Annotated in this window: 17 protein-coding genes and 2 pseudogenes; 12 read left to right on the top strand and 7 right to left on the bottom strand. The window is 41.7% G+C overall.

The genetic code is table 11. The features are described from left to right. Positions 1-12: 12 nt before the first annotated feature. Complete coding sequence (locus AC0L6H_RS02280) at positions 13-258, top strand: glutaredoxin family protein (RefSeq protein WP_011711656.1); 246 nt, start codon at positions 13-15, stop codon at positions 256-258. Positions 259-463: 205 nt separating this feature from the next. Beyond that, on the top strand, positions 464-1126 hold the full coding sequence (locus tag AC0L6H_RS02275) for a peptide-methionine (S)-S-oxide reductase MsrA (RefSeq protein ID WP_001281573.1): 663 nt from the start codon (positions 464-466) through the stop codon (positions 1124-1126). Positions 1127-1345: 219 nt separating this feature from the next. Here the strand turns inward: AC0L6H_RS02275 and AC0L6H_RS02270 are convergent, their stop codons facing one another. After that, positions 1346-2323 (bottom strand): sensor domain-containing diguanylate cyclase, encoded by a 978-nt coding sequence (locus tag AC0L6H_RS02270; RefSeq protein ID WP_002119794.1) that lies wholly within the window; start codon positions 2321-2323, stop codon positions 1346-1348. Positions 2324-2694: 371 nt separating this feature from the next. Between AC0L6H_RS02270 and AC0L6H_RS02265 the strand changes: the two genes are divergently transcribed. Continuing rightward, complete coding sequence (locus AC0L6H_RS02265; protein ID WP_153310265.1) at positions 2695-2871, top strand: hypothetical protein; 177 nt, start codon at positions 2695-2697, stop codon at positions 2869-2871. Between the two features lie 69 nt (positions 2872-2940). Here AC0L6H_RS02265 and AC0L6H_RS02260 read toward each other — a convergent pair whose 3' ends face one another. Beyond that, complete coding sequence (locus AC0L6H_RS02260; RefSeq protein ID WP_000257537.1) at positions 2941-4227, bottom strand: GAF domain-containing protein; 1287 nt, start codon at positions 4225-4227, stop codon at positions 2941-2943. Positions 4228-5095: 868 nt separating this feature from the next. On the opposite strand from AC0L6H_RS02260, the gene AC0L6H_RS02255 reads away from it, so the two are divergent. The 5 genes and pseudogenes from AC0L6H_RS02255 to AC0L6H_RS02235 form a co-directional block, all read left to right on the top strand. Next, a complete protein-coding gene (locus AC0L6H_RS02255; protein WP_223290059.1) occupies positions 5096-5257 on the top strand; it encodes a peptide-methionine (S)-S-oxide reductase in 162 nt (53 codons plus the stop codon). A 58-nt stretch (positions 5258-5315) separates the two neighbouring features. Further along, on the top strand, positions 5316-5870 hold the full coding sequence (locus AC0L6H_RS02250) for a carboxymuconolactone decarboxylase family protein (RefSeq protein ID WP_000088799.1): 555 nt from the start codon (positions 5316-5318) through the stop codon (positions 5868-5870). A gap of 137 nt (positions 5871-6007) precedes the next feature. Further along, the gene (locus AC0L6H_RS02245; RefSeq protein ID WP_004911234.1) at positions 6008-6523 is read left to right on the top strand and encodes a YkgB family protein; all 516 of its coding nucleotides are present in this window, start codon (positions 6008-6010) and stop codon (positions 6521-6523) included. Positions 6524-6762: 239 nt separating this feature from the next. Beyond that, a pseudogene (locus AC0L6H_RS02240) lies at positions 6763-7377 on the top strand (IS5 family transposase); the annotation flags it as partial. A gap of 131 nt (positions 7378-7508) precedes the next feature. Further along, positions 7509-7880 (top strand): annotated as a pseudogene (locus AC0L6H_RS02235) (DUF4158 domain-containing protein); the annotation flags it as partial. A gap of 396 nt (positions 7881-8276) precedes the next feature. Here AC0L6H_RS02235 and AC0L6H_RS02230 read toward each other — a convergent pair. Both AC0L6H_RS02230 and AC0L6H_RS02225 read right to left on the bottom strand, forming a co-directional pair. Further along, complete coding sequence (locus tag AC0L6H_RS02230; RefSeq protein ID WP_473392332.1) at positions 8277-9098, bottom strand: HDOD domain-containing protein; 822 nt, start codon at positions 9096-9098, stop codon at positions 8277-8279. Positions 9099-9216: 118 nt separating this feature from the next. Beyond that, a complete protein-coding gene (locus AC0L6H_RS02225; RefSeq protein WP_473392331.1) occupies positions 9217-10251 on the bottom strand; it encodes a GGDEF domain-containing protein in 1035 nt (344 codons plus the stop codon). Positions 10252-10594: 343 nt separating this feature from the next. On the opposite strand from AC0L6H_RS02225, the gene AC0L6H_RS02220 reads away from it, so the two are divergent. After that, a complete protein-coding gene (locus AC0L6H_RS02220; RefSeq protein ID WP_473392330.1) occupies positions 10595-10888 on the top strand; it encodes a hypothetical protein in 294 nt (97 codons plus the stop codon). 447 nt (positions 10889-11335) lie between these two features. Here AC0L6H_RS02220 and AC0L6H_RS02215 read toward each other — a convergent pair whose 3' ends face one another. Together AC0L6H_RS02215 and AC0L6H_RS02210 are read right to left on the bottom strand one after the other, a co-directional pair. Continuing rightward, positions 11336-12031 carry an FRG domain-containing protein gene (locus AC0L6H_RS02215; RefSeq protein ID WP_473392328.1) on the bottom strand — a complete coding sequence of 232 codons (696 nt, stop codon included), beginning with the start codon at positions 12029-12031 and terminating at the stop codon, positions 11336-11338. 293 nt (positions 12032-12324) lie between these two features. Next, positions 12325-13278: a YifB family Mg chelatase-like AAA ATPase gene (locus AC0L6H_RS02210; RefSeq protein ID WP_473392327.1), complete on the bottom strand. Its 954-nt coding sequence runs from the start codon at positions 13276-13278 to the stop codon at positions 12325-12327. A gap of 345 nt (positions 13279-13623) precedes the next feature. Between AC0L6H_RS02210 and ilvD the strand changes: the two genes are divergently transcribed. Both ilvD and ilvA read left to right on the top strand, forming a co-directional pair. After that, the gene (gene ilvD, locus AC0L6H_RS02205) at positions 13624-15471 is read left to right on the top strand and encodes a dihydroxy-acid dehydratase (protein ID WP_473392326.1); all 1848 of its coding nucleotides are present in this window, start codon (positions 13624-13626) and stop codon (positions 15469-15471) included. Then, positions 15472-17070: a threonine ammonia-lyase, biosynthetic gene (gene ilvA / locus AC0L6H_RS02200; RefSeq protein ID WP_473392324.1), complete on the top strand. Its 1599-nt coding sequence runs from the start codon at positions 15472-15474 to the stop codon at positions 17068-17070. An 18-nt stretch (positions 17071-17088) separates the two neighbouring features. On the opposite strand, the gene plsB is transcribed toward ilvA, so the two are convergent. Continuing rightward, the gene (gene plsB / locus AC0L6H_RS02195) at positions 17089-19521 is read right to left on the bottom strand and encodes a glycerol-3-phosphate 1-O-acyltransferase PlsB (protein ID WP_473392323.1); all 2433 of its coding nucleotides are present in this window, start codon (positions 19519-19521) and stop codon (positions 17089-17091) included. 270 nt (positions 19522-19791) lie between these two features. On the opposite strand from plsB, the gene lexA reads away from it, so the two are divergent. After that, positions 19792-20412: a transcriptional repressor LexA gene (gene lexA / locus AC0L6H_RS02190; RefSeq protein ID WP_473392322.1), complete on the top strand. Its 621-nt coding sequence runs from the start codon at positions 19792-19794 to the stop codon at positions 20410-20412. Positions 20413-20515 lie beyond the last annotated feature (103 nt).

Raw genomic sequence — 20515 nt, 5'->3', positions numbered from 1 at the left:
AAGGAGCCGTTCGTGTTGATTAAGCTGTTCGGTCATAAAGACTGCCATAAAACCAAGATTTACCATTCGTACTTGCAAGAAAAAGGGAGCCAGTTTGTTTTTTTGGATGTTCATGAAGACGACGCGGCTGCTGATGAACTGTGCTCCCTCTATTCGAACGGAAAGCTGAATTTCCCGACAATAGTGGTTGGGACAAAGAAGCTGAGAAACCCCAAGTTCAAGGACCTTGACAGGTGGTTGGAAGCTTCAATGAAATAATGAGTTTTTTAGAATTATTAATAACTTAATAAGCAGTAAGATCAATGATTACAGCAATTTTCCGCAGTTGTGTTACCAAGAAACATGCTGCGGAGTTTTAGCAAAGATACTTCATCAAGCTGGTGTTGGAAAACGTGGTCTTATCGTCGTTTGCACGGCGTGAGGAATGGGAGTGGCTTCAATTTTTGAAAGTTAGGTGAAAAATATGTCGGATCTAAAAATGAATAAAGAAGACGGTGTTGAAAGCTATGAATTTGCAACCCCTGAAGCAATCGAAGAAGCATTGAAAATCGGGAAGCTTAGTCAAACGGTTTTCGGCATGGGTTGCTTTTGGGGACCGGATTCTAATTTTGGAGGGACGCAGGGAGTAGTGCAAACACGTGTTGGCTACGCTGGAGCATCAACTCTGGATCCGAGTTACCGCAACATCAACGGACACGCCGAAGTCGTCAGAGTGATCTACGATAAAGACCAAATCAGCTACAGGGAACTTCTTGGAAGTTTTGAATCATGGTCTGTTCATGGTAGAAAGCAGGGCCAGTATCGCCAGATACTTTTTGTTTTTGATCTGGAGCAAAAACAAGTAGCTGAAGAACTGATTCAAGCGATTGGAAAGGAGAAATCTCCCGAGGTGATTGAGGCCGGAGAACAAAATGGTTATTTTTGGCCCGCCGAAGATTACCATCAAAAGCATCGTCTTCGCAGAAACAAACAGCTTGTAAGTCTTGCAGAAGTAGATTTCGGTCCTCGCTGGGATGAACATCTGTATTTTACTAAATTAAATAGTACCGATAGAAAAGGCTTCAGTCTCTCAAGCTGGCTAAAAAAGTTGTCTCCGGAAATGCAGAAAGCTTACCGAATCGGTTAATCTGAAATTGCAGCTGGCTAAAGAACTCTATTTTCTATATGTAAAGAATGTGACGATCTCCTTCACATGGAGTCCAAGAGAGCATAAAAAATCTGTGTAAGTCGCATTACCCATGTATTTGAAAGGAATAAATAATGCCAATATCAGACCAGCTTATCGACCGAAGCAAGACCTCAGTTTTTATGAGGTCTTGAGATCAGCGCAGCATGAACAGATCTCTTACAGTGTGGCGAACACACTGGTTTGATTGCGGCCTTGGGTTTTAGCTTTGTATAACATCTGATCGGCGACTTCGAGCAACTGCTTTTTGTCGTCAAATAAATCAGCGCTGGCCAAACCTATGCTGACCGTTAATTGTCGTAATAACCACTCATGGTTAGCCACTACCAGCCTTAACTTTTCCAGTGTTTTATTTGCGGACGCTGTGTCTGTGCCTGGCAGGATCAGCACAAACTCTTCACCACCATAACGGGCGAAAAAGTCATAGTTCCTGCTATGGCGCTGAAACAGAGCCGCGACTTGACTCAGTGCCTCATCTCCTGCGGCATGACCATAGCTGTCGTTAAAACTCTTAAAGTGATCAATATCAATCAATGCCAGTACAAAAGATTGTCCTGTTCTTTGCCAGCGAGCAAATTCAGCTTCAAACTTGAGGTCAAAAGCTCTTCTGTTGTTCACCCCTGTCAGCGCATCCGTCATGCTGGTATTATGTAATTGTTCGCCGACTTTTTTCAGCTCCAGTATGGCGATCACTTGTCTGGACAGAGCCTGCAAAGAGCTTATCTGCCGCTGGTTCAGCTGCTTAGGAACATGATCATAGACACAAATAGTACCAATCACTGCACCTTCGGGATCAATCAGCGGCGAGCCAGCATAAAATCGGTAGCCAGGTCCTGAAATCACCATAGCATTGGTACTGAATCTGTGATCTAAAGTAGCGTCAGGGACCACCATTACCGCATCAGGTGTTTCCATTGCATACACGCAAAAGGACTCTTTAATTAATACAGAGGTACGCGAAATACCAACTTTTGCAATTAGATTCAGCTTTGTGTCATCGGTTCGCGTCACCATAGCCACTGGTGCATCACAGATATAACACGCCAGTTCAGTGATATCCCGCAGGTTCTGATCTGCTTCAGCAGGTGCTTTTAGTGTGGTTTCTGCACTAGCTGTTTGAGCTAAACTAAAGGTCATGTACTTCTCCGTTTTTCTACTGCATTTTTCAAAGATCCTGCATAGAAAAATGAATTAAATCGTTGATTTAACTCTAGCATAGATCTGTCAGACTTGAAGTTATCTCTGTAGCAATGGTATTGTTTTGTACAATATTCGCCTGCTTGATTTGAGTTTTAGCTGTATTTATAAACTTTTGGCTTTTCCGGTCGCAGGCTCTATAATTTGCTCGTTTAAATCCAACTCTTCGTCTAACGTCATCTATTTAGTGTGCATGCGGCCTCCGGAGCATTTTCCGTGGCTTATTTTACCGAAGCATCGGGATTGCTAAATAGAGCTGAACGCTGTAATGCGCTTTCGAACTGAGCTTTCCGTAACTTCGGCATTAGTTCATGTACCTTGCTTACTGGATGTTGGTTGACGCGCAGCAGCACGTCCGTCAGATAATCGTAAACGTTAATAGCAGTGTTGACCTTGCTTTGAATGACGCCAACATGCTTAGCACCAAGCTCCGTTCAGCAGAATCACAGCCAGTTTTTCAGTTATCCCAAGTGTCACTCTCAGATTAAAGGCCGCCATACCGGATGTAGTGCCAACAAGAAAACTAAAACACAACTTCGCTGATCATCGCTGAGTGTTTATAAATCGTCTCCCATCACCGGTATCGATAAGCAGATAAGCCTGGTTATGCCATTAGCAGTTCTTGAAGCATTCCTGCTTTCAATGTCGTCAACGTGATCACGATTTGAGTTGAGATAACGACTCTGTTGCTGAAGACTCTCAGTTAATTGCCACTCACCAGATTCAAGAACAGCACCCGCTAACTCGGCACATACTGTTGCAAAACCATAAAGCGCTTGATTATCGCGGGTAAAACGCAGCGGCATCGTCTGGCCTTTTACAAGAAGGGACCATTCCAAAACTCTGTACTTACCTTTTAATCGGTTACTGACAAAAATAGTTATACTTGTACCGCTGGCGCCAACAACTAAAAAGCTCGTGATAGCTAGTCCTATCAGAGACCATAACTCTGGTTTCCCACTTAGTAACAGTGGATTAGGCAAATGACTCCTCAAAACGAGATCAGCACCAAGGGTCAGCGCTGTTTTATACACTGCTTGTTCTAATAATGGAGTTGCATTGACCAGTGACGCAACAGCATCACAACTATAAGGTTCTAGAACTGCCGTAGCTCTCAACCATTCTGTTTCATGGGCAATCGCCAACAAATTTGACCAAATTCGAACCAGTGCCGCTATATGAATGGAGTTTTCATCAGTCAGGACGGTTTGATTAAGCTGCTTATCCAGTTCCTGATGCCAGTATTGGTATTGGCTTGTCAAAAGTACAAACAACTCAGATTGAAGCAACTTATTATTAGTTACCGGTCTTATCCTATTTGACATCTCATTGAATAGTTGTATAAATTTTTTGTCTGCTTGTTGCTCACGCTTTAGCAGATCTTGCTGTTGTTGAAGCATCTGTAAATCGTATTCAATGGCCTGCTTAAAAAGTGTGAGTAAGGAACAGTGTTGTGATGCCCGATCTGGGCTTGAAAAGTCCAACATACACAAAGTACCGAAAGTTTTTCCGCTAGGCCAAAGCAATGGCAGGCCATAGTAATAACTAAAGCCTGCTGCAAATGTTGGGTTATTGTTTTCATATCGGGTACCGATTGCATTTTCAACTAGTAATGGCTGGTTACTGGAAATGACTTGGGAACAATAAGTGTTAAGTGCCAATGGAACAGGTTCACCGCAATAAAAAGTTGGTACTGACACACTGCCAACAGCCTGACAAATTTCGTTTTTATCTAATCGATTAATCAGCACACAAGGCACTTCCGCGACTTGAGCCATCGAGTTTACAATGCCTTGCCAGCGCTCTAGGAGCAGAGCGGTTTCTATGCTCAAATCTACTGCCATTTGTTCCCTCAGTATTTAAATAGTCCCCTTTTGCATCATTCGATCTTGTTTATCTCAGAGTATCAAACAGGAAACAAAGTGATTGATGTCAATCAGGGAATTAGCAGCATTGATGCATTAAGCGGCGCACATACACTCTAAGTAAAGTGCTTAAGTCTGATTATGGCAAGAAATTGTTACTTTGTCAGGGATAGTCAACACTTTATTAGCGAGAGACTTGCTTGGCTGACATTTAAGACAAATCGCGAGATTCCAAATCTGCCACCAACAGTCGGAACTGAGTAACTCACTTGAGCTTTAAAAAGTAAAGCATTGAAATATTTATGGTATTTATACATCCTACCTAGCTCACAGCAGAGTTTAGCATCGTGCATTAATATGACCTTACACTAAAAATACGTACTAGTTGACGTCTATCAAACTCGTTTACGAGATAGTGTAGTGGTCGACAAATTTTGGCCACATCGTTATTGCCTAATAACCGATGCTCTCTTTAAATGCGAAATGAGTAGTGCACGCATTTTTAGCCTTTTGGCAAAACGTTGATGTCTCGAAATTTTCAAGCGTTGTGCCTTGTTTATTTTCAGAAACGTCTGCTTTCAGTGAGTTCCTGATGCTCGGGCGCTCTAAATTATGGGTATAGACAATCTGATTTGCCCTATATTTGCAGTTTTTCGTGAACCCTTAATTTCACAACTCTTTTAATCTGATATCCAAAGTCTGCATCCATACATAGCCCCTACGTAAACTGTCTAATAAGTCACATTATACGAACTATTGAGCATGTTATATCTATTTTACATGCTGTAAATTCAGTTCCATTAGTAAATAGATAAAAACCAAGGAGGCTTTATGAAAAATAAATAATGTGATCGTTGCCGGAGGGTGTTTTTGGAGTCTCGAAGACCTCCTTAGAAATCAGGACGGCGTGACGTCAACGAAGGTGTGTAGTGGCACTGAAATGGCGACTGCGCAAGACGTGAAGATGAGCTGTCTGATAGCAACGGATTATCAAGCAGAACCTTCTTAAATACAATTTATTCCACGCCAATACAGCGTGCTGTCTTTCAAATCACTAGGAGAAATTTATGTCACGTTTGAACACCCCTACCACAATCGACGCCGCGCCTACTGCTACCCATACCTCACTCAAGGCTGTGGAAAAACAACTGGGCCGCGTTCCTAACATGTTCCGCGTCGTTGCCAACAGCCCTGCTGCGCTGACTGGCTACCTGCAATTGAGCGCAGCATCAGCACAGGGCGGCTTGGGTACAGCGACTCTTGAGCGTATTGCCCTAGCCGTCGCTGAGATCAACGGCTGCGATTATTGCCTTGCTGCCCATTCCTTCCTAGGCCGTAAGGTGGCCAAGCTTGATGATGCTGAACTCACTGCCAACCGCAGCGGTGCATCAAATGACCCTAAGGCCGACGCAGCCGTGCGTTTTGCTGCCGCCGTAGTCCGCCAGCGCGGGCAAGTCAGCAATGACCAGGTCCAAGCGGTGCTGAACGCTGGCTACAGTGATGCACATGTAGTGGATATTCTGTTGGCTGTTGCCCTGAACACTTTCACTAACTACGTTAACGAAGTGACACAGACCGAGGTCGACTTCCCGGCCGTTCAACCACTAGGCATTGATGTCTAATCCATTGGTGCTCAACTACAGCAATTACCTAAGTTAGGTTCGACTCGAGTAAACATATAGTTTTTCTCAAGAGTCATATCATTTTAGTGGGCTACATAGAGTGAGTCCACATGGCTAAAAATAATTGGAGATATAAGATGACTATTCCCGAAATTGAAAATGGTGTCCAGACTACCAATACCCTTAGTAATAATCTCGGTGCAAAAATCACTAAGTTTGGTATAGGTGGCATCTACGTTGCCATGACGATAATATATTTGTGGTTTGGTGGCATGAAATTCACTAGCTACGAAGCAAACGGTATACATGGTTTTGTTAGTAATAGCCCTCTGCTTTCGTGGATGTATAGCTTCCTCAGCATTCAAGGATTCTCAAATTTTCTGGGTGTGCTTGAAATTTCAGTTGGCCTGTTAATCGCTGCACGAGTTTTCTCCCCTAAGCTCGCAATCTTGGGCGGTGTACTTTCAACCGGACTCTTTTTTACGACATTGTCGTTCATGCTGACTACACCCGGTGTTTTTGAGGCATCTCTTGGGTTTCCTGCGATCTCTGTGGTTCCTGGCCAGTTTTTGCTAAAAGATTTAGGCTTGTTTGTCGTGTCTATATTTATCGTAGGTACATCACTTACAGCACTGGAGCACAAAAACAAATAAGCCTCACCCGAAACAACTATAAGTTAGATGGCTCCTAAACACATTAGAGAGCCTTTATTTTTATCTTTTAAGTGCTTCAAGTACGTGCCTTACTAGAGGCTGTTGATCTTTGAGTGAAAAATGAACGGCATAGCAACAAGGTATAATGGTTTCGCCAAAAATCAAAAATACCACCGAGAACGGACGTTGCTATGCCAAGGACAATGCTAACAGATAACGCCTAGGAAGCCCTAAAGCAAATACTTAAAGAGACAGGGCGTGTTTACAATAAATATGAACACCGAAATACACTGGAAGGCATACTTTATCGTATGCGCACAGGCATTCAGTGGCGAGATTTGCCTGAAAGATTCGGTCGTTGGAACTCTGTATTTAAGCGCTTTAACCTTTGGTCAAAGAAAGGTGTGTTACAAAAATGGTTTCAAAGCATATCGTCCGATAATGATCCAGAATGGTTGTTTATTGATGGAAGTATTGTCAAAGCGCATCAAGACAGTAGCGGAGCCGCAAGCAGTTCAGATGAAGCGATAGGAAAAAGTCGGGGTGGGAGTTCTACAAAAATTCATCTCGCTGTAGATAGCGGTGGGCTTCCCGTTTATTTTGAAATATCGGGTGGTCAGATAAATGACATTGTCCATGCTCAGAGCTTAGTATCCGCGGCCCCAAAGTCATGTAGTGTTACGGCCGATAAGGGCTATGACAGTGATAACTTCAGAGCATTTATTAAGGCAAATGGCAGCATTGCCAATATTCCAAGAAAAGAGAACAGTAAAACAGGGAATGGTCACATGGATTGGTGCCTTTATAAGTATCGGCACTTAGTTGAGAACGCTTTTTTAAGGATAAAGGGGTTCTAGGGATTTTCCCCTCTAAAGTAACATAAACCGCCATACTCATTATATTTAAAGGCTTACAAAGGTGGGTTACTTCTCCAAAGTATGGCAAATTATGAGGTTAACAACCCCTTAAACTTAACGTAATTCCTATGGCTATAAAAAACGAACTCTCAATTCTTACCAAAGCTGAGCAGCTTGATCTATATTCTCCGCCGCTATTATCACTTGAACAACAACGATTGTATTTTACGCCAAACGAGATCGAGTTAACAGAGTCGAAAAGCATTCGCCTAAGAAGCCACCGATGCTATTTCATTGCGTTATTAGGGTATTTTAAGTCTAAGCCTGTCATTCTTTCACCTAGCTTTAACCTCATCTTTGACGATATGCAGTTTATTTCAACGCAAGTTCAAGGAGGCAAAGGGATCAGGCCTTTCAGCATAAATAAGATGCAGCGTGACCGTATTTATCAAAGAATACTGAGGTTACTAAACTATCAGAAATGGGAAGAAAGTCTGCACTTATTGCACTTTGAAGAAGTTGGTGACGAGGAAAAAGCAGCAATAACTCGACAAGTATCACCCGTTGCATGGCAGAATATTAATCTGAGCGGCACTTATCAGTTCGCTAGTAACCGCAAACTACCTGATTTACAGGAAATAACTAGGCCTATTGTTGAAAATGAAGTCTAAAATGAAAGGTAACCCAGCTCCACAAGCCATTAACGGCGAGGTTTGTAGCGATTTATGTTACTTTAGAGGGGAAAATCCCTAGAACCCCATTAAATTGATATCCCTGCTGACTCAAGTCGGGTGTAACGTCCAGTGCTTGCGTTTTTCAAGCATAACTATCCTTTCAATCAATACCATGTAATATTAAAATAGTACGTAGTGACCAAGCAATATACCTTTTCGCGACTATTGAAATAGTTCGATGTATTCATCTTCTAGGTCTATGTAATCACTAAGAGTTAGGCCCAAAACATTGAGCACATTATCTCTGACGAATTCCCAATCAGCTGAGTCATTTTGGCGTTTCATTCTTTCAACCAGATTCTCCGCAATTTTTAATATCGAAAATGCGATTTGCATTCGTTCACCCGTAATTACCCCTACAAAATTATGATCATGGTGCCGTAAGATTAATTCACAAATTTCTTTTGGCAAATGCCAAGAGGAAGCCACGAAGTAACCCAAAACAGCATGATTCGTCTGGTAATTTTCTTCTTCTAGGTTTATTGAATTGACACCCAAACGGTCTGATTCTACCAATATATTTCTATAATCACTAAATTTCAGCGCTAATAAAGGGATCCCACAGTTTTGAAATAAACCGATGGTATATAGCGTGTCTATCGATAGATTATTATTTACTCGTTTACCAAGGAAAATCATTGCGTTAGCGACGTCTAGTGAATCATCCCAAAATCGTTCCAATGATATACTGGATTTACTCAAAAACGACCTTTTTAGTAGCAATGCGGATACCAAGCCTTCTACTGCTGATAACCCTAATATCAAGACAGCTTGCTTGATACTGGAAATATTCTTGCTCATTCCGTAAATAGGTGAATTAATAACTTTCAGAATAGCTGCAGACAGACCGAGATCATTTGTTATGAGAACCGCAATTTTTTGTATGGAGGGCTCTTTTTCTTTCAAAAGTAATTGCATTTCATTTAATATTTGGGGCTTCACGGGCACTTGAAAACCCGCCGCCATTTTCGTCATTTCCGTCATTTTTTTCGCTTCAAATTCAACATATTTTCACGCCTATAAAGTGTAACCTTAAGTTAACGAGGTCTTATTAAAGGAGTAATTGTGCGTCTATTTACGACCAAACTTTAAACCAATCCGACTAATCTGTAATTATCGAACAATTTCTTCCTAATGATTTTGCTTTATACAAAGCTTTATCGCATCGTTCATAAATTTTATTGGCTGTTTCGTCACACATAATGGGCGTAATCCCGATAGAAATGGTGATCTGATTAATTTCTTTACCCGATTTAGGCAGTCGCCAACGCATTCGCGATATTGATTTACGTATATTTTCTGCTACCAGAAATGCATCGTCAATGGCTGTATCAAATAAGATAATAGCGAACTCTTCACCGCCTGTTCGCGATAGATAATCTTTGCTACGCAGTTGCTTTAGCAAACTTTGACCAACACTAGAAAGGACTTTGTCGCCAATCAAATGACCATAGGTGTCATTAATATTTTTAAAATGGTCTATATCTAACAACAATAAGCAAGGATTATTTTTTTCAGTACTTTTTTTATTTGTTAGCATTGACATTTTTTCATCAAAACAACGGCGATTATTCAAGCCCGTTAAGGCATCGATTTTTGCTTCTTTTCGCGCTTTATTCAGTTGCCCTTTTAGTGCTGTAATTTCTTCACTACTCTCGCGCAATGTTATGTGGAATTGCTCCGTTTTATTTACAAAAGCTCTGGTTTCGGCAACAATTTTTGACGCAATCTCTAGTATTTCATTTGGATCATTGCAATGTGCTAGTTTTTCAGTAGTCTTCTCTAACGATTCGCTTGCAAGGGCAGAGCTGCCGAAAATATCCACGACCAAACCAAGGATCTGTGCCACAGCGCTTAACAAGCTCTGCTGCAATTGATTATCTTTTTCGCTATCATCCAAATTAATAAAGTGACGAAAAATCTCATTTGCTTTTTCTTCCGTCCATTTGTCAAGATCGTCAAATAACTCATCTAACTGAGAATTAAGCTCTGTATCCTCACCAGATATATAATAGTAGACTATTGCATAATTAGTAGGTGTGATGGGAAGCTTTAGTTTTCCGAGTTTGGCTAAACTCAGCCTAAAATATTCTGCTGTAGTATCAGTCGTAGTGGCTTGCAATGTAGAATTCTTCATATTGATTAAATAATACATTAAGGTCTATCACATGAGTCATGCAGAATTAGCCGCCTAATAAAAGTATATGTAAGGATAAATGATGCTGAAAATTTATTCAATGATTTTAGTAGGATATGAAAAAAATAAACTACTCATCTGGCAAAACTTTTGGCGACAATCGCTGGCTAACTGTCATTGTTCGCGAACGTATAAACTAACGTGTTTACTCGATAAAAACGAACGCTTAGCATGGCAGAAAAGACAAATATTTAGGGACGACCCTATGGAGTATCAACGTTAGTATTGTATTGAGAATATTTAAATATATTCCACAACACTTTTACATAACTTATTGATTAATATGGACAACCTAATAATAGAGGCGTTGGTACGTGTTCTAGACGGTATCAATGTATTAGTGGAATCTCACCCTGGCAGTGCAAGGATCATTTATCAAGACAAGCTTAAACCTGGGAAATATTTAAACGTACCAGTACCTGTTCCAATAAATGGCATAGATGATAAAACAATTATGGCAACATGTTGCATTGCAACACCGATACATCCGCAAGATACGTCTATGTATACCATAGCAGTTGTCGATATTGCGCGACGGAGGGGTAAACATATCAGGCGCGGCTGCGCCAGACATTAAATATGCATTTATCGTTGAAATTATTGCAGCTAAACACCCTGATATATTCAACGACATTCTAAAGAGTTATACTGAAGTGCTTGCAGAGATTAAACCTGAAATACAAGTCGAAACAACCATACAAAACCAGATTAATTACCCGCCAAAGAGTCGTTCTAATAGGTTCTACCTAAAGTTGTACATTATGGTTTGTATCCATGATATTTGCTCGTTAACTTAACTTTGGTGATTTTATCCTTAAATAGTTATTATTTAGAAGTATTGGAGTATATTTACTGGGGGTGACTATAAAGTCAGTCCAGTTGCAATTCACTCGCGTTGACAACTGACTATTTCACATTCTGAAATAGTCAGTTGTCATTGTTTCAATATACATATTTTATGTGTGTCGTATAATGATTTGGATGTTTGAATACTAGTCGTCACACACTATTTTTAAAAACTCAATTAATAATTGAGCTTGACGTCTTTAGCAAAAGCAATGTCTTTTGCAAGACTGTCCAGCCCAGGCGTGATTGCGCAATTTGTCATTCCTAAGTAATGGAGTTGCCTAAGCATGCTTATGCGACAAGATTGAGGAAATATATATTTCCTCATTTCATTTCTATCTCTAAGAGGAACCCAAGGATCCGGTTGAATCGTGAATACTGAACGTTGCCTTTCAACTCTCTCATTGATATAGGAAGGAACAACCAAAGAGTGTTTCTCAATTTGAAGAGGGTCTTGTCCTAAAAACTGAGGTATATTATTGTCGATAACACTGTACGAAAAGTTAATCGCAAACACTGCAAAGTCAGCATTTTTGTTTTCTTTTAATGCAAAATACAGAGCAACTAGTGGGCTCGAGGTCCAATCTAACAATCTGGTTGGCAGACCATGATGCTGAGCTAAGAATAACCACTCCCAATCATTTCTGGGCTGAATGTTTAAATACCCAATCGCTCTGCTTTTAAAATCATTAAAAATTTGGCGCTCATAGTTGATTCTATTGGTCTCAATACCATTCCATCTGCCAATTGAAGGAATGAGGTCGAAATTTGCGTTTGGTACACCCCTGTATACAATTGCGTTTTCGATTGGTGCAGTACTAATTGAAAGGAATTCATTTACTGAAGAGATTTTTATTATTTTAATTGATGACATAGTAAAGATTCAAGAGGTGACGTATATTTATTGATTATTTACTAATTGTACCTTTATATTGGATTTATACACCAAAATTGATACCAAAATCAAAAGATTGTCGCACTTATTCAAAATATATCGCATATTTGACGAATAGTAGCATGCGATAAGATAACTAAACATTCAATATATCTGGGTATTTGACTTATCAACTGTTATCAGTAGCAATAGCATTGCCTATTATAGATAAAAGTAATGATACTAAAATGTTTAATTATAGATCGACTAATTGAGTCTCAGTTGTTAGTAGTTTAGGTATTCGTACAATTAAATGTATTTATTCGCGTTATTAAATATAGAATTCGCGTAATTAAATATTTATGACAACCGCCTACCAAAGCTGCAGCAGAACTAGAGTGATGTGGTTGTCTAAATGGCCGCTGTCGCCAATTTTGGGCAGAAACTTGATCGCCCACAATGGACCTTATCGACGCTACGGTTAGTGCATCTTGTTCAGGAAGCTCGGGTAATATCGACAGTAAGCGATTGGCTAACATACTTTTGCCGGTGCCGGCAGGACCAAACAGTAACAAATTATGGCCGCCTGCTGCGCAAATTTGCAGCGCGCGTTTGGCGTGTTGTTGTTCAATAATATCGGCAAGGTCGCCGTACTTTTCTATGTTGTAATCTATCTCCTTTGTTTCGGTTAGTATTTGCGCGCGAGGTAGCAATTGTTTGTCAATCAAATGCAAGTATACCTCCCATAGATTATTCGCACACAAGACTTGTGCTTGACTGACGAGAGCGGCTTCTTGGGCATTCATTTGCGGTAGGATGAGTTTTCGTTTAGATTTTGCAGCCGCAAAGGCCATGGGAAGCGCGCCTTGAACGCTCCTTAGTTCGCCTGATAGGGCTAATTCACCCACAAACTCATAAGCTTCTAAACAACCTGCGCCCATTTCCTCGCTAGCACAAATGATACCCACGGCAATGGCTAAATCAAATCTGCCACCGCCTTTCGGTAAATCTGCAGGCGCCATATTCACGGTGATCCGTTTACTGGGAAACTCAAATCCGGCATTTATCATAGCACTGCGCACCCTATCTCGACTTTCTTTCACGGTGGTTTCGGGTAGTCCAACTAACTGGAAAGCAGGTAGTCCATTTGACAAATGTACCTCAATTGTCACAAGGGGGGCATCAATGCCCATGTTTGCGCGGGTGTATACAACAGAAAGTGACATGCTGTTTATTGTTTCATCCATGAGTGGTTAATCAACACAAATGATTATCGTTAAAGTGCTAGATAGGGACAACTGGCTAATAGTCTAGTTTCTCCTGACTTCCCTTATTACTTGCGTTAATAACTTTTTGTAGGCACACTACAGGCGTGACGACAACCTAAGTATATTCCGAGCATCATTTGATGCACGTTGACTAAAACGAATAGTGTATTCAATCTATCTTTTACAAAACGTGTGTTGGTGGTGTTTTTTGCGTGTTATGCGTATCAAAACCCTCCATTAGAGGGTTTTTTTGTTTGTCTTCAGGTAGACTGCAAAAAAGCCAAATACAATTATTTGTACTTATTCGAAAAGCAGGAGAAAGCAATGCCTAAGTTACGTTCAGCTACTACAACACACGGTCGCAATATGGCGGGTGCTCGTGCACTCTGGCGCGCCACGGGTATGAAAGACAATGACTTTGGCAAACCGATTATTGCGATAGCCAATTCATTTACGCAATTCGTTCCAGGACATGTTCATTTAAAAGATTTAGGACAACTTGTTGCCCGTAGTATCGAAAACGCGGGCGCGGTGGCTAAAGAATTCAATACCATTGCGGTAGACGATGGCATCGCAATGGGCCACAGCGGTATGCTATATAGCCTTCCGTCACGCGAGATCATTGCCGATGCCGTGGAGTATATGGTAAACGCCCATTGTGCCGACGCTATTGTATGTATATCAAATTGCGACAAAATTACTCCAGGAATGTTAATGGCCGCAATGCGCCTAAATGTCCCTGTTATATTTGTATCAGGCGGGCCAATGGAAGCGGGTAAAACCAAGCTTTCAGATCAAATCATTAAGTTAGACTTAGTCGATGCGATGGTTGCCGGAGCTGATGATACCGTTAGCGACGAAGATTCAGAATCGATAGAACGCTCGGCATGCCCAACCTGTGGCTCTTGTTCAGGCATGTTTACCGCCAATTCAATGAACTGTTTAACCGAGGCGCTCGGCTTGTCCTTGCCGGGCAACGGGTCAACCTTAGCGACACACGCCGACCGTGAAAGACTCTTTGTTGAAGCGGGTGAGGTGATTGTTGACTTGTGTAAGCGCTATTATGGTGACAATGATCAAAGCGCGCTTCCGCGTAACATTGCTAATTTTAATGCCTTTGAAAATGCCATGAGCCTAGATATTGCGATGGGCGGTTCAACCAATACGATTTTGCATTTGCTTGCCGCTGCGATGGAAGGTGAAGTTGATTTTACTATGCAAGACATCGATAGGCTGTCTCGTAAAGTGCCTCATTTGTGTAAAGTTGCACCATCGACGCCACAATATCACATGGAAGATGTGCATAGAGCGGGTGGTGTTATGGGAATTTTGAATGAAATTAATAAAGCGGGCTTGCTGCATAGTGATGCGCATCATGTTTTAGGTAAAACACTTGGAGAGGTTATTAGTGATTGGGATGTAACGAATCCTGAGAATAAGTCTGCGATTGAGTTTTATCGTGCGGGCCCTGCTGGTATTCGCACCACAAAAGCATTTAGTCAAGATTGTCGATACCCCACAGTAGATGACGACCGTGATGCGGGTTGTATTCGTAATAGAGAAAATGCCTATAGTGAAGAAGGTGGTTTAGCGGTGTTGTTTGGCAACTTAGCCGAGGACGGTTGTATTGTAAAAACCGCCGGCGTTGATGAAGAAAACCATAAATTTACCGGACCTGCTCGTGTTTATGAAAGTCAAGATGATGCTGTGGCCGGCATTTTAAGTGGCGAAGTGCTTGCAGGTGAAGTCGTTATTATTCGTTACGAAGGACCAAAAGGTGGTCCGGGCATGCAAGAAATGCTTTATCCAACTTCTTACTTGAAATCAAAAGGTTTAGGGAAGAAATGCGCGTTAATCACCGATGGGCGTTTTTCTGGTGGAACATCGGGTTTATCGATTGGACATTGTTCACCAGAAGCAGCCAGTGGCGGTGGCTTAGCACTGGTAAATAATGGTGACACAGTAGCGATTGATATTCCAAATAGAAGCATTAATGTTGTCTTGTCTGATGAGGAAATCAACGCTCGCCGCGAAGCGATGGCCGCGAGTGAAAAGCCTTGGCAACCGCTTACACGTGACCGTCAAGTGTCTACTTCATTAAAAATCTTTGCAATGATGGCGACAAGCGCTGACAAAGGCGCTGTTCGTGACCCTAGTAAAATCAAATACTAAATGAGAAAGACATTGCCTACAAATATGCCTGTGCTACCGCCTTCAAATTTTGAGTATCTTATCAAGATTTTGAAAGCGCCAGTTTACAATGCAGCGGTGGTAACTGATTTAAATAGATTGCCCACACTATCGACAATTGTGGGCAACGAAGTCTATTTGAAACGCGAGGACCAGCAGCCGGTTAAGTCTTTTAAGCTGCGCGGCGCATATAATTGTATGTCACAGTTAAATGACGCACAAAAAGCGGCCGGGGTAATTGCCGCTTCAGCTGGCAATCATGCACAGGGTGTCGCGTTTGCCGCAAAAGCAATGAATATTACTGCCACTATTGTCATGCCTGAAACAACGCCTGAAATCAAAGTTAATGCGGTAAGAGCTTTTGGTGGGCAGCATGTAACAGTGGTTCAGCATGGGACGAGCTTTGACCAAGCAAGTGGCCATGCCAAGCTCTTAGCTGAGCAATACGGCTTCACCATGATACCGCCTTTTGATCATCCCGATGTCATTGCCGGACAAGGTACTATCGCAAAAGAGATGCTTGAGCAATTGAGTGATTTTGACTACCTTTTTGTTGCGGTGGGTGGCGGTGGTTTGGCTGCCGGCATGGCGGTCTATTTAAAGCAAATTAAACCCAATATTAAAATTATTGGGGTGGAATCAGAGCAATCCGCCTGTTTACAAGCCGCACTTGCAGCAGGAGAGCCGGTTACCTTGTCGCAGGTGGGCATTTTTGCTGACGGCGTGGCCGTAAAAACCATTGGAACAGAGTCATTTAGGTTATGCCAACAGTATTTAGATGATGTTATTACGGTTAGCAACGATGAAATTTGTACGGCGATAAAAGATATTTTTGATGACACTCGCGTTATAGCTGAACCTGCCGGCGCTTTGTCGGTGGCGGCTATTCGTAAATATTGCCGTGAACACGATATTCAAAACAAACGCTTAACGGGTATTTTGTGTGGCGCGAATGTTAATTTTCACACCCTGCGTTATGTGTCTGAACGCTGCGAGTTAGGCGAGCAAAAAGAAGCCGTCTTTGCGGTAAATATCCCAGAGAAAAAAGGGGCGTTTAAAGCTTTTTGCAGTCTATTAGGCGGGATTGTCATTTCTGAATTTAATTATCGCTTTAACGCATCAACGCAAACAGCTGATGACGATTACTCAGGCAGTGCACAAATATTTGTGGGTGTTAAGCTGAGAAATGGCGCTCAAGAGTATCAAGAATTGCTTGGTCGATTAGAGAATGAGGGCTATGCCTATTGTGATCTATCACAAAATGAACTGGCCAAACTTCACGTACGGCACATGGTGGGCGGTCGACCACATCAGAAACTGCATGAAAGTATTTTCAGCTTTTCTTTTCCGGAATACCCCGGCGCATTAATGCATTTTTTAAATACACTAGGCGAGTCATGGAATATAACTTTGTTTCATTATCGTAACCATGGCGCAGCTGAAGGCTTAGTCTTGGCGGGCTTTGAAATTGCACCGCAGCAGCGGGCTAGTTTCCAAGAATACTTAGATAAGCTTAATTTTCAGGTGCAAGAGCATAGAGACGACCCTGCCTATACCTTCTTTTTATCTAATCAAGCTTAGCAGCATTTAGTACGCGTATTATAACCGCTCTAAATGCTGCACTATTTCTGGCCATACAAGGGGCATAATTGCTTCTTTAAGCGCCAAACTAGATTCAGAAAACGCCAGACTGCCATCTTCACGGCTTTGCACTAAATGATTTTCTTTGAGTGCATTAACGAAGGTGGCCAACACGTTTTTGTCATAAAACTCAGGAGAATGCATGCCGAAAAGTGATGACAGACGTTCGGCAATACCCGTGGATTGGCGTTCGAGCTGGGCCCGCCCGATGGTTTTTTCTGATTCTAATACACGTAGTACTACTGCATAGCGTTGCCACGTTTCTTGCATAGCTCTACTTAACAACCATGCACTATGGAATTCAGCCGAGCTAGGTTCAACAACGGTTAAGTATTTACCCTTTTGTACAAGCATGCCTACAGATTTTAAATAACTTATCAGTTGTTCAACGTAAGCGCTGACTTCATCGCTGCTAAAATACATAAAAAATTCACGCTTTAGCATTGGATAAAGCTGCGCCGTTAGTTCGAGTAGTGTGCTCTTGCTGATATTCTTGTGGGCGAATACGGCAGCCATAATCAAGCTTGGTAAGGCAAACATATGTAATATGTTGTTGCGATAAAAGGTGAGCAAAACAGCACTGTCTTTTTTCGGCGATACCATTAATCCAAATCGATCTTCGCTTTGCTGAAATCTATTGAGTGCTAGGGTCCGCTCAACAATTTGACTCGCATCTTCGTCCGGAAAAGTCGCATCTTTACTGTAGGGGCTTTCTTTAAACAAGGACAGGAAGTCGTCGATTGCTTTGACTAAATCGTCTTTACTCATAATGTGAGTTTTTGACGACAATAGACAAAACGCGAGTAGCGCAGTCCCACTTAAGGCTGCATTTTTGTTAATATTTGCCATTACTGAATTTGCCAACACATTGACTGTCGGCGTTAACCATTTCGGTTTTTTATCTTCATCATTTATATCATTGCGCCAATCAGGGACTTGCTTGTCGAGAAAATTATGTAAAGCGATGGGTTCACCAAAATTAACATACCCGTGGCCGTAATTTTTAAGCTTCCTGATAGCGGAAAAAACTTGAGTATTAGACTCTTTTTGTTTCCCTTTTCCTTTTAACTCTTTCTGGTAGCTTTTAACTTCCATAACGTGTTCATAACCCAAATAAACAGGCACGATAGACACCGGTCGTTTGACACCTTTTGTGACTGCTTGAATGGTCATTGCAAGCATGCCCGTCTTAGGAGGAAGCAATCTGCCCGTTCTACTGCGACCTCCCTCGGGGAAGTATTTAACTGAGTATCCTTTATTAAAAAGTAACTCTAAGTATTCCCTGAAAATACTGCTGTATAATTTATTGCCAGCAAAGCTTCGACGTAAGAAGAACGCACCACAACGCCTAAATATGGGGCCTGCAGGCCAAAAATTCAGGTTAATACCGGCGGCAATGTGCGGCGTTACCAAGCCTTCGTTATAAATCACATAGGTTAATAAAAGATAGTCCATGTGACTTTTATGGCAGGGCACATAGATTATTTCATGGCCGTTGGCAGCTAATTCACGTACTCGCTCAGCGTGCTTTACTTCTATACCATCATATATTCTGTTCCAAATTCTCGAGAGCACTCTTTCACCTAAACGGATAAGACCTTCTCGATAGTCGGCGGCAATTTCATCTACGTATTTTTTAGCTTGTTTTTTTGCTTTTTGGGGGCTCAGTTGCTTATTTTGGATTTCTTCTTCAATCGCTAGTTTGACGCTTGGTGCGCCTAGCACAGAATTATATAATTCTTGACGTTCGAGCAAGGTTGGCCCTGATAAGACCTGACGTTTGCGCTGAAAATGGGTGCGTGCGACGCGAATAAGCTTGTGCGCAATTTGCTTATCACTCCCTTGAAGCAGGGCCATTTGGCGGGTAGAGACAGGTTTAGAATAACTAACAAAATTGTCTCTACCAAAGAATAAAACGATGAAAAACTTACGTAACCAGTTCGGTGAAGCCTTTACGGCGATAAGTTGCGCCCAGCCAGACTTACTTTTACCAGCAGAGCGTCCCCACGATATAAACACAGGAATTACCTGAACATCTAAATCTTCGTGCTCACGCTGATATTGAAACATCTGGGTAAAGTTATCTTCAATTGTAGTAGGTTTAATTTTGCGAGAAAAAATGCTTTGCGGCCTATCTAAATAGTAGCTTCGTTTGTGTTCGAGGTTAAGCAAAGACAATTTTTTTAAAGGGCTGGGAAGTCCTAGCTCTTGGCTTGACTTTTCAAGTGCAATTGAATCGGTTAACGATTTCGTTTGCAGTAAATAAACGATGGGTCTGCTTTTATCTATACCCAATTCTTTTTCTAAATCAGCAGGGACACTCTTTACCTTTACTAGCCATCCGATAGGTTTGGCGAGTACAAAACGTAGAAACGAGGCCATCCAATTCATAGTCACTCCGACTTTATATGGGTTAGTTAATACGGTATACATTACACTTTTTGAAGATGTATGCCAGAGGATTCGCCGTTATCAAAAAATGCACAAGCACCGCAGCGAAAACAATGTTAACACGAAGCTAATACAGACGAGAATCAAAAATCGTGTAGTAATTTATGGCATTTTGCCCTCGTACATCACAACGACTATTTACAAATAGTTGTTGCTTCTTGATGTTTAAAGGATATACTTCGTTTAACTGTATAGAAAAACAGGCTGTTTATGCGTCCACTAACTCCACGACAACTACAAGTGCTCGATCTGGTGAAAAGCACAATGATTGAAACCGGCATGCCACCTACTCGCGCCGAGATTGCACGAGAACTCGGGTTTAAGTCAGCTAACGCTGCTGAAGAACACCTTAAAGCTCTTGCTAAGAAAGGCGTAATCGAAATTTTACCAGGCACCTCTCGTGGTATTAAGTTGAATGTTGATCTTGAAGATCAAGTCGAAGACGGCTTGCCTCTAATTGGTCAAGTGGCTGCTGGTGAGCCTATTTTGGCGCAAGAGCATATCGAAAACCGCTTCAAATGTGATCCCGCCATGTTTCACCCGCGCGCAGACTTTTTGCTTCGCGTAAAAGGGGAAAGTATGAAAGACATCGGCATTATGGATGGTGATTTGCTAGCTGTACATAAAACAGACCAAGTGAATAATGGTCAGGTTGTGGTAGCCCGAGTTGATGAAGATGTTACCGTTAAGCGCTTTGAACGAAAAGGCAGTGAAATACTATTGCATGCTGAGAATGAAAGTTTCTCCCCAATTCGTGTTGATTTAGCATCTCAGTTTTTTACGATAGAAGGCCTCGCAGTAGGCGTAATTCGCGACCGTAGCGACCTCTAATAAAATTTACTGCTTTTAAAAAGCAATTAGAATACAGATATTCATAGTAAGGGCAGTTCCTTTTGGACTGTCCTTTTTTGTATGCGTGTTTTACTGTTAAATC

The organism is Glaciecola sp. G7-5 (assembly GCF_055808975.1).
This window is presented reverse-complemented; position numbering and strand designations above follow the sequence as displayed.